The 15,483-nt window shown below is 68.8% G+C and carries 14 protein-coding genes; 7 read left to right on the top strand and 7 right to left on the bottom strand.

Annotation, left to right across the window (positions count from 1 at the left end):
• Positions 1-1,478, top strand: a 1,478-nt coding sequence (locus tag JWP28_RS03635) for an amidase (RefSeq protein WP_299540044.1), incomplete at its 5' end; no start/stop codon positions are given.
• Between the two features lie 34 nt (positions 1,479-1,512).
• On the opposite strand, the gene JWP28_RS03630 is transcribed toward JWP28_RS03635, so the two are convergent.
• Positions 1,513-2,595, bottom strand: coding sequence for an acyl-CoA dehydrogenase family protein (locus tag JWP28_RS03630; RefSeq protein WP_299540041.1), 1,083 nt, complete (start codon positions 2,593-2,595; stop codon positions 1,513-1,515).
• Between the two features lie 3 nt (positions 2,596-2,598).
• Positions 2,599-3,777 carry an acyl-CoA dehydrogenase family protein gene (locus tag JWP28_RS03625; protein ID WP_299540038.1) on the bottom strand — a complete coding sequence of 393 codons (1,179 nt, stop codon included), beginning with the start codon at positions 3,775-3,777 and terminating at the stop codon, positions 2,599-2,601.
• 128 nt (positions 3,778-3,905) lie between these two features.
• Here JWP28_RS03625 and JWP28_RS03620 point away from each other — a divergent pair, with 128 nt between their 5' ends.
• The gene (locus JWP28_RS03620; RefSeq protein ID WP_299540037.1) at positions 3,906-5,240 is read left to right on the top strand and encodes a sorbosone dehydrogenase family protein; all 1,335 of its coding nucleotides are present in this window, start codon (positions 3,906-3,908) and stop codon (positions 5,238-5,240) included.
• Between the two features lie 6 nt (positions 5,241-5,246).
• On the opposite strand, the gene JWP28_RS03615 is transcribed toward JWP28_RS03620, so the two are convergent.
• The 3 genes from JWP28_RS03615 to JWP28_RS03605 all read right to left on the bottom strand — a co-directional run bounded on the left by JWP28_RS03615 (position 5,247) and on the right by JWP28_RS03605 (position 7,638).
• Positions 5,247-5,618, bottom strand: coding sequence for a VOC family protein (locus JWP28_RS03615; protein WP_299540035.1), 372 nt, complete (start codon positions 5,616-5,618; stop codon positions 5,247-5,249).
• Positions 5,619-5,763: 145 nt separating this feature from the next.
• Positions 5,764-6,456 (bottom strand): SDR family NAD(P)-dependent oxidoreductase, encoded by a 693-nt coding sequence (locus JWP28_RS03610; protein ID WP_299540033.1) that lies wholly within the window; start codon positions 6,454-6,456, stop codon positions 5,764-5,766.
• Between the two features lie 9 nt (positions 6,457-6,465).
• Positions 6,466-7,638, bottom strand: a complete 1,173-nt coding sequence (locus JWP28_RS03605; protein ID WP_299540031.1) for an acetyl-CoA C-acetyltransferase — start codon at positions 7,636-7,638, stop codon at positions 6,466-6,468.
• A 134-nt stretch (positions 7,639-7,772) separates the two neighbouring features.
• Here JWP28_RS03605 and JWP28_RS03600 point away from each other — a divergent pair, with 134 nt between their 5' ends.
• Entirely contained in the window at positions 7,773-8,336 is a 564-nt protein-coding gene (locus JWP28_RS03600; protein WP_299540029.1) for a methyltransferase domain-containing protein, read from the top strand.
• Here JWP28_RS03600 and JWP28_RS03595 read toward each other — a convergent pair.
• Positions 8,333-8,830: a GAF domain-containing protein gene (locus JWP28_RS03595; RefSeq protein WP_299540028.1), complete on the bottom strand. Its 498-nt coding sequence runs from the start codon at positions 8,828-8,830 to the stop codon at positions 8,333-8,335. The two genes, JWP28_RS03600 and JWP28_RS03595, sit on opposite strands and share 4 nt — an antisense overlap.
• 84 nt (positions 8,831-8,914) lie before the next feature.
• Between JWP28_RS03595 and JWP28_RS03590 the strand changes: the two genes are divergently transcribed.
• From JWP28_RS03590 to JWP28_RS03575, 4 genes are all read left to right on the top strand, one after another.
• Complete coding sequence (locus JWP28_RS03590) at positions 8,915-10,966, top strand: S9 family peptidase (RefSeq protein WP_299540027.1); 2,052 nt, start codon at positions 8,915-8,917, stop codon at positions 10,964-10,966.
• 106 nt (positions 10,967-11,072) lie between these two features.
• Complete coding sequence (locus JWP28_RS03585) at positions 11,073-11,348, top strand: metal/formaldehyde-sensitive transcriptional repressor (RefSeq protein WP_299540025.1); 276 nt, start codon at positions 11,073-11,075, stop codon at positions 11,346-11,348.
• On the top strand, positions 11,345-12,586 hold the full coding sequence (gene dmeF / locus JWP28_RS03580) for a CDF family Co(II)/Ni(II) efflux transporter DmeF (protein WP_299540023.1): 1,242 nt from the start codon (positions 11,345-11,347) through the stop codon (positions 12,584-12,586). The genes JWP28_RS03585 and dmeF overlap by 4 nt, the downstream gene beginning before the upstream one ends.
• A 178-nt stretch (positions 12,587-12,764) precedes the next feature.
• Positions 12,765-14,885: a TonB-dependent receptor gene (locus tag JWP28_RS03575; RefSeq protein ID WP_299540022.1), complete on the top strand. Its 2,121-nt coding sequence runs from the start codon at positions 12,765-12,767 to the stop codon at positions 14,883-14,885.
• A gap of 30 nt (positions 14,886-14,915) precedes the next feature.
• Here the strand turns inward: JWP28_RS03575 and JWP28_RS03570 are convergent, their stop codons facing one another.
• Positions 14,916-15,392: a DUF3299 domain-containing protein gene (locus JWP28_RS03570; protein ID WP_299540021.1), complete on the bottom strand. Its 477-nt coding sequence runs from the start codon at positions 15,390-15,392 to the stop codon at positions 14,916-14,918.
• Positions 15,393-15,483 lie beyond the last annotated feature (91 nt).

Raw genomic sequence — 15,483 nt, 5'->3', positions numbered from 1 at the left:
AGGCCGGCGCGGCCGGGGCGGGCTTCGCCGAGGCTCGCGCCGCAGCCGCGCCGCGTCCCGCTCCCGTTCCGCCGCCGGTTTCACCCTGGCCGGACGCCATGGAGCTCGCCGCCCGCATCCGGCGCGGCGAGACCAGCGCCGCCGAAGCCGTGGAGACCGCCATCCGCCGGGCCGAGGCGCTGCAAGGGAAGCTGAACGCCATCGTCAATTCCGACTTCGACCGGGCGCTCGCCAAGGCCCGCGCCGGGACGCCCGCGGGCCCGTTCGGCGGCGTGCCGTTCCTGATCAAGGACCTGGAGGACTACCAGGGCCTGCCGACCCGCTTCGGTTCGCGGGCCGGGCGCTTTGCGCCGCCCGCCCAGACCCAGACCCCCTACATCTCGGCGTTCGACCGCGCCGGCGTGGTGGTGATCGGCAAGTCGGCGACGCCGGAGGCGGGATTCCTGCCCACCACCGAGCCGCTGGCGACCGGAGTGACCCGCAACCCCTGGGACCTGACCCGCTCCTCCGGCGGTTCCTCGGGCGGCGCCGCGGTCGCGGTGGCCGCGGGCATCGTGCCCGCCGGCCAGGCCAGCGACGGCGGCGGCTCGATCCGGATCCCCGCCTCCAACTGCGGCCTCTTCGGGCTGAAGCCGTCGCGCGGCCGGATGATCGGCACGGCGGGCGAGACCAGGATCTCCGACCTCAGCGTCCGCCACGTCCTGACCCGCAGCGTGCGCGATTCCGCGGCCTTCTTCGCGGCGACCGAGGATGCCGGCGCGCATGCGCAACGCCCGCCGGTGGGCCTGGTGACGGGCCCCGGCAAGCGGCGTCTGCGGGTGGGGGTGATGGTCGAGAACGGTCTCGGCCATCGGCCGCAGGACGAAGTGGTCGCTGCCGTCGACAAAGCCGTGAAGCTGGTGGCCGGCCTCGGCCACCATGTCGACGTCGCCCACCTGCCCTACGACGGCGGCCAGTTCATCGACGACTTCCTTCTGCTGTGGGCGAACGGCGCCAAGGACTTCGCCGACAACATCGGCCGCGGGCTCGGTCGGGCGCCGGACGAACGCGAGCTGGAGCCGTTCAGCCTGGGCATGGTGGAGCTAGCCAGAAAGGCGCCGCCAGAGGCGCTCCCCGCTGCCGTCGGCCGGCTCATGGCCGACGCGCTGGCCTACGACACCTGGTTCCCCGCCCACCAGTTCGACCTGGTGCTCTCGCCGGTGCTCTCCTCGCCCCCGCCGCTGCTGGGCGAGGTCGGGCCGACGGTCCCCTTCGACACCCTGGTGGCGCGGCTCAGGGAGTACGTGGGCTACACCCCGATCCACAACATCGCCGGCGCGCCGGCCATGAGCGTGCCGCTGCACTGGACCGCGGAGGGCCTGCCGGTCGGCGTGATGTTCTCGGCGCGCGCTGGCAACGAGCGGATGCTGTTCGAGCTCGCCTACGAGCTGGAAGCCGCGAGCCCCTGGGCGCAGCGGATACCGCCGGTGCACGTGTAAGTCCCTACCTTCCCCGTTACGCGTGGGAGGCAAGCTACGCCGCCAACCCCTGCAGCCGGGCCGCGATCTCGCGGACCCGCTCCGGGCCGCCGAGCAGCTGTCGGTTGACGCCGATGCGCTTGAACCAGAAATGCAGGCCCAGGAGGTCGGTGATGCCCATACCGCCATGCACCTCGGTCGACGTGCGCGCCACGAACCGGCCGACATCCGACGTCAGCGCCTTGGCGTGGGCGGCCATCAGCGAGGCCTCCGCGGGGACCGCGTCGAAAGCGTAGGCAGCGTACCAGACCAGCGATCGGCAGGGCTCCAGCTCGGCGGCCATCTCGGCGCACATGTGCTTGACCGCCTGGAAGGAACCGATGACGCGGCCGAACTGGCGCCGCTCCTTGGCGTAGGCGACCGCCTTCTCCAGCATGGCCTCCGCCGCGCCGAGGGTGTCGGCGGCGACCAGGACCCAGCCGGCGTCGCGCAGGGCCGCGAGCAGCTCCGGCCCGCCGCCCAGCAGTTCGGCGGCGACGCCGTCGAAGGTCAGTTCCGCCAGCCGCCGCGTCTCGTCGATGCCCGGCATCAGCGTCCGGGTTATCCCAGCCGCGTCGCCGCGCACCAGGTGCAGCCCGCCGCTCCGGTCAGCGACGATGAGCAGGCCCGCCGCCATTCCGCCGGGCACGAACAGCGCCTTGCCTGTGAGCTTGCCGTCCGACGCGGTCACGCCCGCCCCGTCCCGCGCGCCGGCGATCGGTTCGGAGATGGCCGCCACCGCCATGACCGCGCCCGACGCCAGCTTCGGCAGCCACTCCGCCCGTTGAGCCGGCGAGCCGCCGCGCATCAGGGCGATGGGGCCCAGCACGACGCCCATGAACGGCACGGGCGCCACGGCCCGGCCCAGCGCCTCCGAGGCCAGGGCTGCGTCCAGCAGGGTCAGGCCGAGCCCGCCGTGCTCCTGCGGGGCGACGATCCCCGCCAGGCCGAAGTCGGTCATGGCCTTCCAGATGTCGCCGCCCTTGTCGGTGAGGTCGCCGGCGAACTTGCGCACGCGGTCCAATGAACTTGCCTCGGCCAGCGTCCGCGTCAGGCTGTCCTGCATCATCCGCTGGTCGGAGGTGAGCGAGAAATCCATGGCTCAGGCCGCCGCCGGCTTCGGCTCGCGCGGCAGGCCGAGCCCCCGCTCTGCGATGATGTTCTTCTGGATCTGCGCCGTACCGCCGCCGATGATCAGGCCCAGGTCGAACATGTAGTTCCGCTGCCAGGAGCCCTTGGCCCGCAGGTGCGGCCCGTCGCGGTAGAGGATGCCGAGCTCGCCCAGGGCGTCGATCGCCAGCGCCGCCAGCTGATGGTTGAGCTCGCATCCCTGCAGCTTGACGATCAGGCCGGCGAGCCCCGCCGGTTCCTGCGAGAGCTGTGAGGTGATCAGCCTCAAGCCATTGAATTTCATGGCCAGGACCCGCCCTTGAAGCTGCATGAGCCGGTCCCGGAAGACCGGGTTGTCGATCACCCGCTGGCCGTCGACCGTTTCGGCTTTCATCAATTCGATCAAAGCGTTCAGCCGGGCTTCTGTGGCGTTGGGATCGCCCAGCATGCCGCGCTCGTGCTTCAGCGTGGTATTGGCCACGAACCAGCCGCGCCCGCGCCCGCCCACCACCTGGTCCTTGGGCACGCGCACCTCGGTGAAGAACACCTCGTTGAACTCCGCCGCCCCGGTCATGGTCTTCAGCGGCCGCACCTCGATGCCCGGACTGTCCATCGGAATCAGGACGTAGGAGATGCCCTCGTGCTTGGCCGCCTGCGGCTCGGTACGCACCAGGCAGAACATCATCTGGGCCTGGGCCGCGGTGCTCGTCCAGATTTTCGACCCTGAGATCAGGAAGTCGTCGCCGTCCTCGACCGCCTTGGTCTGCAGGCTCGCCAGGTCCGAGCCCGCGCCGGGTTCGGAGTAGCCCTGGCACCAGATGATCTCGCCGCGCAGAGTGGGCCCGATCCAGCGGCGCTTCTGCTCTTCCGACCCCACTTCCAGAAGGGTGGGGACCAACATCGAGATGCCCTGCCCCGCCATGCCGCGCGGCGCACCGGCGGCGATGAACTCCTCGGCGATGATCCGCCCCTTCAGGATGTCGGGCTCCGCGCCGAAGCCGCCGTACTCCCGTGGGATGGTGCGTGCGGCGTAGCCGTGCTCGATCAGCAGCCGCTGCCAGGCCAGCCCGTCGTTCGCTGCGCCTTGCGCGTAGTCGCCGCGGTGCGCCTCAAGGAACCCCCGCACCTCGCTGCGGAACGCCGCCATTTCGGGGGTTTCATTCAGGTCCATGTCCGTACTCCCGGATCGACAGGTGAACCCCTTTCCGGACCGCGCGCAACGGCGCCGCGACGTCAGCGGGCGCCCAGGTGCAACACATGCGGCCAAGCTTGGGTTATAGAGGCGACAGGGAGATCCACATGACGCGCCACACCCTCTTCGCCGCCGCCGGCTTCGCCGTGCTGTCGCTTGCCGCCTGCAGCATGCCCAAGGGCTCGTCCGATCCCTGGGTGGGCTACGGGCCCAATCCGCCGCTGCCGAAACCGCAAAAGGCGCTGATCCCGACGGTCGATACTCCGAAGGTGGTGGGCTGGGCGCAGGGCGCGGCGCCCAAGGCGCCAGCGGGCTTCACCGTCGCCCGCTACGCCGACGGGCTCGACCACCCGCGCTGGCTCTACGTCCTGCCGAACGGCGATGTGCTGGTCTCGGAATCGGCCTCGGAGCCGTCCGCCGCCGACAAGTCGAACCAGGGGATCAAGGGCTTCTTCCAGAAGCTGATTATGAAGCGGGTCGGGTCGGCCAGGCCCAGCCCCAACAAGATCTTCCTGCTCCGCGATTCGGACGGCGACGGCATCGCCGAGAGCCGGATGCTGTTCGCCCAGGGGCTGACGCGGCCGTTCGGCATGACGCTCGTCGGAAACACCCTTTACGTCGCCAACGACAACGGCGTGGTCAGCTTCCCCTACGCCACCGGCCAGACCTCCGAAACCGGGACTGGCCAGAAGGTCTTCGACCTGCCGGGCGGCCCGATCAACCATCACTGGACCAAGAACGTGATGGCGAGCCGCGACGGGACCAAGCTCTATGCGACGGTCGGCTCCAACTCGAACGTCGGCGACAACGGCCTGGAGAACGAGGTCGGCCGCGCGGCGATCTGGGAATACGACATCGCCGCCGCCAAGCCGCGGATCCTCGCCTCGGGCATCCGCAATCCCAATGGCATCGACTTCGAGCCGACGACCGGCGTGATGTGGACGGTCTCCAACGAGCGCGACGAGATCGGCAACGACCTGCCGCCCGACTTCCTGACCAGCGTCAAGGACGGAGCCTTCTATGGCTGGCCCTGGAGCTACTGGGGCCACAACGTGGACGTCCGCGCCAAGCCCGCGAACCCCGAGATGGTCGCCAAGGCCATCGCGCCGGATTTCGGCGTCGGCCCCCACACCGCCTCGCTGGGCCTCGTGTTCTACACCGGCGCCGCCTTCCCGGCCTCGTACCGGGGCGGGGCGTTCATCGGCCAGCACGGCTCCTGGAACCGCAAGCCACTCAACGGCTACCAGGTGGTGTTCATCCCCTTCGCCGGCGGCAAGCCGCAGAACGCGCCGCAGGCCTTCCTGACCGGCTTCCTGGACAAGCACGACCAAATCCAGGGCCGCCCGGTTGGCGTGGTGGTCGACAAGACCGGCGCCCTGCTGGTCGCCGACGACGTCGGCGGCGTGGTCTGGCGGGTCAGCACTACGCCTGCGAAGAAGTAGCTGCGCTCAGCCCATGTTGAAGACGCAGATCTTGTTGCCGTCCAAGTCGCGGAAGTAGGCGCCGTAAAAGGTGGGCATCCGCTGTCCGGGCGCGCCTTCGCAGGTCCCGCCGGCGGCCAGCGCGGCCTTGTGGGCGGCATCGACCTGTTCCTTGGTGGCGGCCGGCAGGCCGAACATGCTGCCGTTGCCCCAGGTCGCCGGCTGTTCGTCATAGGGCTTGCTGATGGCGATCATGCCGGGCGTCGCGGACGAGCCATAGAACTGCATCCGGTCGCCGTTGGCGAAGGTGCGCCTGCCGCCCAGCGGCTCCAGCACCTTGTCGTAGAAGGTCTTGGCGCGTTCGAGGTCGTTGGTTCCGATGGTGGCGTAGCCGATCATGGCGCTTCCCCTTTTCTTGATTGCGTGGCCGACAGTCTAACGGCTGACGTACGGGGAACCGCAAGCCCGCGTGGACGAAGCGCCCGATCTGTCGGCCGTGAACCGGGACGCGGAGCTGGTGGCCAGCCCGGCGCCGGGGAGCTGGTCAAACCCGCCCCGTCACCGGGATCAGGACGCCGGTGACCGCGCGGGCTTCCTCGCTGGCCAGGAACAGCATCACCGCGGCGAGGTCCTCGGGCGCCACCCAGGTGGAGAAGTCGGCCTTGGGCATGTCGGCGCGGTTGGTCGGGGTGTCGAGGATCGAGGGCAGGACGGCGTTGACGGTGACGTCGTCGGCCTTCAACTCCTCGGCCAGGCTCTCGGTCAGGCTGTGCACGCCGGCCTTGGACGCGGCGTAGGGGCCCATGCCCATCGAGGCCTTCAGCGCGGCGTTGGCGCCGACGTTGACGATCCGTCCGGCCGGGCTCTTGCGCAGGTAGGGAATGGCCGCGCGGCTGGCGTTGGCGGCGGTCTGGACGTTGATAAGGAACAGCCGATGCCACCCCTCGGCCAGGCTGGTCTCCAGGGTTTCCCAGCGGAAGCCGCCGGCGATGTTCAGCAGCGCGTCCAGGCCGCCGAACCGGTCGGCGACGGCGTCGATGGCCGCCCCGGCGGCCACGGAGTCCGTGAGGTCGACGCCGCCCAGCACCAGCACGTCGTCGCCGCCCGGCAATCCCGGCGGCGGCGTCTTTGCGAAATCGATCAGCGCCAGCCGCGCGCCCTGCTCCGCCGCAGCCGTGGCGACCGCTGAGCCCAGGGCGCCGAACGCGCCGGTGATGGCGTAGACGCGTCCAGCCACGGGGCCAGCCTAGAGCCGCTCGACGATGGTCACGTTGGCCAGGCCGCCGCCTTCGCACATGGTCTGCAGGCCCCACTTCTTGTTGCGGGCCTTCAGGGCGTGGAGCAGCGTAGTCATCAGCTTCGTGCCTGACGCGCCCAGCGGGTGGCCAAGCGCGATGGCGCCGCCATTGACGTTGAGCTTGGCGGGGTCCGCGCCCGTGGTCTGCAGCCAGGCCACCGGCACCGAGGCGAACGCCTCGTTCACCTCGAAGAGGTCGATGTCGTCGATCGACATGCCGGCCCTCTTCAGCGCCTTCTCGGTGGCCGGCAGCGGGGCTTCCAGCATGATCACCGGGTCGTGGCCGATGAGCGTCAGGTTGTGGATGCGGGCCAGGGGCTCGAGGCCGAGTTCCTTCAGCGCCTTTTCGGAGACGATCATGACGCCGGACGCGCCGTCGCAGATCTGGCTGGAGGTGGCGGCGGTGATCGCCCCGCCTTCGCGCAGCAGCTTCACGCCGCGCATGGCTTCGAGGCTGGAGTCGTAGCGGATGCCCTCGTCGCTGTCGTGGCGCACCGCATTGCCCTCGGCGTCCTTGCCGTCGACGGCGACGATTTCGTCCTTGAAGGCGCCGCCCTGGGTCGCGGCGATGGCGCGCTGGTGGGAATTGTAGCCGAACTCGTCGAGCTGATCCTTGGTCAGGCCGTACTTCGACGCCATCATCTCGGCGCCCATGAACTGGCTGAACTGGATGTTCGGATAGCGCGCCTGCATGTTCGGGCTCATCGGGTTACCGAAGCCTTCCTTCGCCGGCAGGGCGACGGAGAGACCCATCGGCACACGGGTCATGCTCTCGACGCCCGAGGCGATCACCACGTCCATGGTGCCGCTCATCACCGCCTGCGCCGCGAACTGCATCGCCTGTTGCGAGGAGCCGCACTGGCGGTCGACGGATGTGCCCGGCACGCTTTCCGGAAGCTTGGAGGCTAGCACCGCGTTGCGGGCGATGTTGGTGGCCTGCTCGCCCACTTGCATGACGCAGCCCATGACCACGTCTTCCACCAGCGCCGGATCGATGCCGGTGCGGTCCACCAGCTCGTTCAGCACCACGGCGCTCAGGTCGGCCGGATGCCAGTCCCTCAGGCGTCCCCCCTTGCGTCCGCCGGCGGTCCGCGTCGCAGCTACGATATAGGCCTCGGCCATGGCCGTGCTCCCTGATGAAAATCCGTGTGCTCTATGGCGCGTCAAAACGACTGTATGAAGGCGCCGCTGCGTAAGACAAGCCGGTTGCCGTTAACGTCAACCCATCCGGCGGTGCCGCTCAACAGGAGACGTGCGTGAAACTCAATCTCGGCTGCGGGTTCGACAAACGGGAGGGATGGTTGAACGTGGATGGCTTCGCCGCCTGCGAGCCGGACCGGCTGCTCGATATCGAGGCCACCCCCTGGGACCTCGAAACCAACGCCTTCGAGCATATCCTGATGAAGCATGTGCTGGAGCATGTGGGCGCTGAGTTCCCGGTGTTCGCCGCGGTGATGCGCGAGCTCTATCGCGTCGCCGCGCCCGGCGGCCTCGTCGAGATCCATGTGCCGCACGTCCGGCACGACACCTTCTGGTCGGACCCGACCCATGTGCGGGCGTTTACGCCGCTCACCTTCATGATGATGTCGAAGCGCCAGAACCGCATCTGGATGGAGAACCGGGCCAACTACACGATGCTGGCGTTCCTGATGGAGGTGGACTTCGAAGTGGAGAGCGTCGTCCAGAACTACGACCCGCGGTGGCAGGCTCGGCTCGACGCCGGCGAGATCACGCGCGAAGCATTGCGGGCGAAGGCCGACGAGAGCTGGAACGTCGCGCGTGAACTGCAAGTGCGCCTGCGCGCTGTGAAGCACGCCTAATCGGCGAAGCTGTCCTGCAGGATGCGTTCCAGCCATTCGGCGTCGAGGCGGTCGAAGGCGGCGGGGGTTTCGGAATCGACGTCGAAGACCGCGAGCAGGTGGCCCTGGGCGTCCACCACCGGCACCACGATCTCGCTGACCGAGCGGCTGTCGCAGGCGATGTGGCCGGGGAAGGCGCCCACGTCCTCCACCACCTGGGTCTGGCGGCTGCGCGCCGCGGTCCCGCAGACGCCCTGGCCGAAGGCGATCCGCAGGCAGCCGAGCGTGCCCTGGTAGGGCCCCACGACCAGCTCCTCGCGCTTCTCCGGATCGACCGCGTAGAAGCCGGTCCAGAGAAAGTGGTCGAAGCTGGCGGCCAGCATCGCGGCGACGGTCGCCATGCGCGCGGTGAGGTTCGGTTCGCCGTCGAGCACCGCGGCGATTTCTTGGGCCACCGCCGCATAGCGCTCGGCCTTGGCGGCGGGGAGGATTTTGTCGTTGAACGCTTCGGCCATGGACGGGATGTAGCGGTCCTGGGCCCGCTGGACAAACCCCCGCGGCGCAGCCTTTCTAGGCGCCTTCAGTTTCGGGGAGCTTCCATGCGTCTAGCCTTGCTTGTTTCCGCGCTCGCGATCGTGTGCGTGGCGCCGCCCTCCTTCCCGGCGTTCGCTCAGGTCTCGGACGGCCCGTCGAGGACCTTCCAGGGCGGCGACATCTTCGGCATCCGCACCGCGAGCGACCCGCAGGTGCGCCCCGACGGCGGGGCGATCGCCTACGTGCGGACGACCCAGGACATCATGATCGACAACGGCCGGCCATCGATCTGGCTGGCCGACCCGCAGACCGGGGTCCAGACCCCGCTGGTGGTGGACGAGCAGGCGAACTTCGCGCCCCGCTGGTCGCCGGACGGGACGCGGCTGGCCTATGTAGTCGCCGGGTCCGGCGGCGCGCAGCTCTACGTCCGCTGGATGGCCGCCGGCCGTTCGGCCAAGGTCGCGACGCTGGAGCAGTCCCCCAACGAGATCGCCTGGTCGCCGGACGGCAGGACGCTGGTCTTCACCATGCTGACCCTCGACGAGGGCAAGCCGCTGGGCGCGCCGCTCGCGAAGCCCGAGAACGCCAAGTGGGCCGACCCCATCAAGCTCATCGACAAGGTGACCTATCGGGCCGACGGCGCGGGCTATCTGAAGCCCGGGTATCGGCACCTGTTCGCCGTCTCGGCGGACGGCGGGCAGCCGCGCCAGCTCACCTTCGGCCGGTTCGACGACGGCGGCCCGATCAGCTTCATGCCCGATGGCAAGAGCGTGCTGTTCGCTTCCAACCGGAAGGCCGATTGGGAACGCGACCCGCAGGAGAGCGAAGTCTATTCCGCCGCGCTCGCCGACGGGACGCTGACCCAGCTGACCCACCGCGTCGGCCCGGACCAGGCCCCGGCCGCCTCGCCGGACGGCTCGAAGATCGCCTATGTCGGCTTCGACGACGCCCGCCACCGGGGCTACGAGAACATCCGCCTCTACGTCATGGACCGCGACGGCAAGAACAGCCGAGCGATCACCGCGGGCTTCGACAACAGCGTCGGTGCGCCCACCTGGGCCGCGGATGGCAAAAGCCTTTACGTCCAGTACACTGAAAAGGGCGTCACCAAGGTCGCCCGCGTCGGCCTCGACGGGAAGATGCAGACCCTGGCGAGCGGCCTTGTGCCGTCCGACCTCGACCGGCCCTACACCGGCGGCGACTTCTCGGTGGGCAAGACCGGGCTGGTGGCCTTCACGGTGGGCGACGCGGCCTCGCCGGCCGACCTCGCCGTCCTGCGCGGCGGCAAGGCCGTCAGGCTGACGCACCTCAACGACGACCTCTTCGCCGGCAAGCAGCTGGCGAAGGTGGAGGCGATGCCGGTGGTCTCGTCCTTCGACAAGAAGCCCATCGACGCCTGGATCGCCACCCCGCCCAACTTCGATCCGTCGAAGAAATATCCGCTGATCCTGGAGATCCACGGCGGGCCGTTCTCGGCCTACGGGCCGGTGTTCTCTACCGACGTGCAGCAGTACGCCGCGGCCGGCTATGTGGTGGTCTACTCGAACCCGCGCGGCTCGACCTCCTATGGCGAGGCCTTCGCCAACGAGATTGACCGCAACTATCCGAGCCACGACTACGACGACCTGATGAGCGTGGTCGACACCGCCCTCAGCAAGGGGTTCGTCGACCCCGGCCACCTCTACGTGACCGGCGGCTCCGGCGGCGGGGCGCTGACCGCCTGGATCGTCGGTAAGACCGACCGCTTCAAGGCCGCCGCGACCCAGAAGCCGGTGATCAACTGGACGAGCGAGGTGCTGACCACCGACGGCTACAATTTCATGGCCGCCTACTGGTTCGGGAAGATGCCCTGGGAGGACCCGCAGGGTTATTGGGCGCGCTCGCCGCTGTCGCTGGTCGGCAATGTGAAGACCCCGACGCTGGTGGTGGTCGGCGAGGACGACCACCGCACCCCGCCCTCCGAGGCGGAGCAGTACTACGACGCGCTGGCGCTGCGCGGCGTGCCCACGGCGCTGATCCGCGTGCCGGGCGCCTCGCACCACGGCCTGGCCGAGCGGCCCTCGCAGTCGGCGGCCAAGGCGCGGGCCATCCTCGCCTGGTTCGACAGGTACAAGTAGAGCCGCGGGAGCTCGGCGAACAGAAAACGGGCCAGCCACGATCGCCCCGTCGGCGTGGGCGGCCTTAGGTATGGAATAGGTAGGGGGGCTATGCTATGGCGGCGACATGCATACGACCCTTCACAAATCGAAGCTGCTGGCCCGGGTTCGCCGCCTGCGCGGCCAGGTGGAAGCGATCGAACGCGCGCTCGAGGCCGAAGCCGGCTGCGATCAGGTGATGCACCTTATCGCCGGCGCGCGCGGCGCGATGGCGGGCCTGATGGCCGAGGTGGTGGAGGATCACGTCCTCACCCACCTGGTGGACGAGGCGGCCCATCCGGAGGCCCTGAACCGCGAGGCCGCGGAGCAACTGCTCGACGTCGTGCGGACCTATCTGAAATGACCTCCCCCATCCTGAACCGCGAGAGCGACGGCCACAGCCACCTGTTCCTGGGCGCCGGCCACGAGCGCAACGAGCGGCGCACCTGGTTCGTCATCGTGCTGTGCGGCGCGATGATGCTGATCGAGATCGCCGGCGGCGTGGCCTTCGGGTCTATCGCCCTGGTGGCCGACGGGCTGCACATGTCCACCCACGCCGGCGCCCTGCTGCTGGCGGCGCTGGCCTACACCTTCTCGCGCCGCTACGCGCACGATCCGCGCTTCAGCTTCGGAACCGGCAAGCTCGGCGACCTGGCCGGGTTCACCAGCGCGATCGTGCTGGCGATGATCGCGCTGCTGATCGGCTACGAGGCGCTCAGCCGCTTCTTCAGCCCCGTGCCGATCCACTTCGGACAGGCGATCCCGATCGCGGTGCTCGGCCTGGGCGTGAACATCGCCAGCGCCTGGCTGCTGGGCGGCGATCACGACCACGGGCATGGGCATCACCATGGCCACGGCGGCGGCCACGCGCATGACGACGAGGCGCATCGCATCCCGGTCCAGGGCGGCGCCGTCGAGCTCTCGATCTTTGAGACGGACGCGCCCCCCCGATTCCGCCTCGCGGCCGAGGGGTCCGCCCGGCTGTCGCCCGAAACGGTCGTCCTCGAGACCGTCCGGCCCGACGGCGCGCGGCAGGCGTTTCCGATGGCCGACTTCGGCGCCTATCTCGAGAGCGTTGACGAGATCCCCGAACCGCACGCCTTCGCCGCCCACCTGAAGATCGGAGGCGAGGACCACGTTGCGGTGTTCGAGGAGCATGACCACGCCCACGCCCACCACCGCGACAACAACATGCGCGCCGCCGAGGTGCACGTGCTGGCCGACGCGGCGGTTTCGGTGCTGGTGATCGCAGGCCTGTTGCTCGCCCGGCTATTCGGCTGGCTGTGGATGGACCCACTGGCGGGCCTGGTCGGGGCCTGCGTGATCGCCAGCTGGTCCTACGGCCTGATCCGCGACACCGGCGCCATCCTGCTGGACATGAATCCCGACCGGCGGCTGTCCGACCTGATCCGCCGCACGGTGGAGACGGAGGGCGACAAGGTCTGCGACCTGCATCTGTGGCGGCTCGGACCCGGTCACCTCGGCGCGATCGTCGGCGTGGCGACCGACAGCGGACGCGGCGCCGATTTCTATCGGTCAAGGCTCGAGCGCCTGCCGTCGATCTCCCATCTCACGGTCGAAGTGACCGCACCGCAGGCCTGAATTTGTAACGTGCGTGATATTTGCGCCGTCGGCGACGGCCTGTGGGCCCTTCGCAACGGCCGCCCGGAAATTCAAACCGGTGCTGCCGATCCCGGCTTGACGCGCCGTGACGTTATATCATAGCGGAACTGTTATCGTATAACGTATGGCCGAGCTGACGGCCTAAGGGGATCTCCCAATGTCGCATAAACTCCTCCTGCTGGCCGCAGCCAGCGCCGGTGCGCTGGTCGCCACCGCCGCTTCGGCGCAATCCACGGCCGCGGCGCCTCCTGCCGCCGGCCAGGTCTCCGAGATCGTGGTCACGGCGCAGCGGCTGGACGCGGCGCGCTCGACCGTCGAGCCGGCGCTGGGCGCGACCAGCTATTCCCTGCCCCAGGCCTTCATCAACAACCTGCCGGGCGGCGCCAACACCCAGCTCAACCAGGTGATCCTGCAGGCGCCCGGCGCGGCGCAGGACAGCTTCGGCCAGCTGCACGTGCGCGGCGACCACGGGAACATCCAGTACCGGCTCAACAACGTCATCCTGCCGGAAGGCCTGCAGGTGTTCGGCCAGACACTGTCTCCGAGGCTCGCATCCAATATCGACCTGATCACCGGGGCGCTGCCGGCGCAGTACGGCCTGCGCACCGCCGGCATCATCAACATCACCACGAAGAGCGGCTTCAACAACGGCGGCGAGGTCTCGGTCTATGGCGGTAGCCATGGAGTGATCACGCCCTCGATCGAGTACGGCGGGTCGTGGGGCGCCACCAGCGGCTTCTTCTCCGGCAGTTACACCGGCACGGATGTGGGCATCGAGAGCCCGGACGGCAGCGGCACGCCGCTGCACGACCACTCCGACCAGTATCAGGCGTTCGGCTACCTCGACCACATCCTGGACGACAGCAGCCGGGTTTCGGCGATCCTCGGCACCTCGCAGCAGAGCTTCCAGATCCCCAACGTGCGCGGCCTGCAGCCGGACCTTGGCCTCAATGTGAACGGCCGCACGGCCTTCGCCTCCGACAAGCTCGACCAGAGCCAGCGCGAGGGGACGACCTACGGGATCGTCAGCTACCTGAAGACCCTCGATAAGTTCACCTTCCAGGCCTCGGCCTTCGCCCGCTATTCGGAGCTTCGCTACAAGCCCGACGTGGTCGGCGAGTTGCTGTTCAACGGCATCGCCCAGTCTGCTCTGAAGACCGACCTTTCGATCGGGACCCAGTTGGAAGGCGCCTATACGCTGAACGACGCCCACACGATCCGCGGCGGACTGATCGTCTCCACCGATCGGACCAAGAGCAAGACGAACTCCCAGGTGTTCTTCCTCGACGCCGCCGGCAACCAGACCTCGTCGACTCCGACCAGCATCATCGACAACAGCAAGGCCACGGCCTGGAACTATTCGGTCTATCTGCAGGACGAGTGGAAGCTGACAGACGCGCTGACGCTGAACTACGGCGTGCGCTTCGACCAGGTCGACGCCTTCCTGCGCGAGAACCAGCTGTCGCCGCGGGTGAACCTGGTCTGGACCCCCTTCGAAGGGACCACCTTCCACGCCGGCTATTCCCGCTTCTTCACGCCGCCGCCGTTCGAGCTGGTGGCGACAGAGACTGTCAGCAAGTTCGTCGGCACCACGGCCGAGGCGCCGGGGACCCAGAACGACCTGCCGAAGTCGGAGCGCGACAACTATTACGACCTGGGCGTGCAGCAGAAACTGGGCGCCCTGACGGTGGGCGTCGACGCCTACTACAAGGACGCCAAGAACCTCATCGACGAGGGCCAGTTCGGCGCGCCCATCATCCTGACGCCCTTCAACTACCGCGAGGGCTACGCCAAGGGCGTGGAATTCAGCGCCAACTACGCCGCGGGCCCGCTCAACGCCTACGCCAACCTGGCGATCTCGCAGGCCAAGGGGAAGGACATCATCTCCAGCCAGTTCAACTTCGATCCCGCCGACCTCGCCGTTATCCACAACCAGTTCATCTACCTCGACCACGACCAGACCTACACGGCCTCGGGCGGGGCGAGCTACCGGTTCAGCGAGGGGACGCGGGTCTCCGCCGACGTGCTCTACGGCTCGGGCCTGAGGCGCGACGGCAGCGTTCCGAACGGCGACAAGGTGCCGAGCTACACCCAGGTCAACCTGGGCGCCGCCCACGACTTCACCGGCCTGCCGGGCGGTCCGCTGACCCTGCGCATCGACGTGATCAACGTCTTCGACAAGAAGTACGAGATCCGCGACGGGACCGGCGTCGGCGTCGGCGCACCGCAGTTCGGACCGCGGCGCGGGTTCTTCGCGGGCGTCAGCAAGTCGTTCTGATCCGGCGCCGCCGGAACTGGCCGCCGAAGGTCAGTTCCGGCCGGTCGCCACGTCCGCGTCCTTCAGCTGGAAGAACAGCCCCTCGGAGCTGGCGCCGACCAGCTTGAGCCGGCCGGTCATGACGATCTCCTCGCCGGTGTAGCGGACGGGTTTCTGCGAGAACACCTCCAGCGCCTCCGTCGGCGCGTTCGGCGGGCAGAACGGGCAGCCGGTGTTGCGCCGGACCAGCATGAAGTGCGCCGACTGGCTGGTGGGCTCGAGCGGTAGGATGAAGCCGGCGATCCTTAAGGGGCGGTTTTCCCGGTCGCGCAGGGCGGCGGGAAAGGTCGCCAGATACTCGCCCCGGGCGGCATTGGCCGTCACCTGGGCCTGGTTCAGCACGTCCCAGATGGGGTCGTTGTTCTGGTAGTGGTTGGGATTGTAGGTCAGCGCCGGCGCCTGCGCCATCAGGCCGATCGACGCCGCCGCGACCAGCGCGACGGCGATCCGCCGTTCCCAGTTCATCACGCGTACATCCTCCGCCGACGCTCGATAGCATCACACGATGCTGTTGCATTTGCCATGTGATGCGATCCACCATGCCGGGAATCCGCGCCGG

Origin of the sequence: Phenylobacterium sp., assembly GCF_028290885.1 — a bacterium.
Taxonomy (GTDB): Bacteria; Pseudomonadota; Alphaproteobacteria; order Caulobacterales; family Caulobacteraceae; genus Phenylobacterium.
Note: the sequence above shows the minus strand (reverse complement) of the source record. Positions and strands in the feature narration are given on the sequence as shown.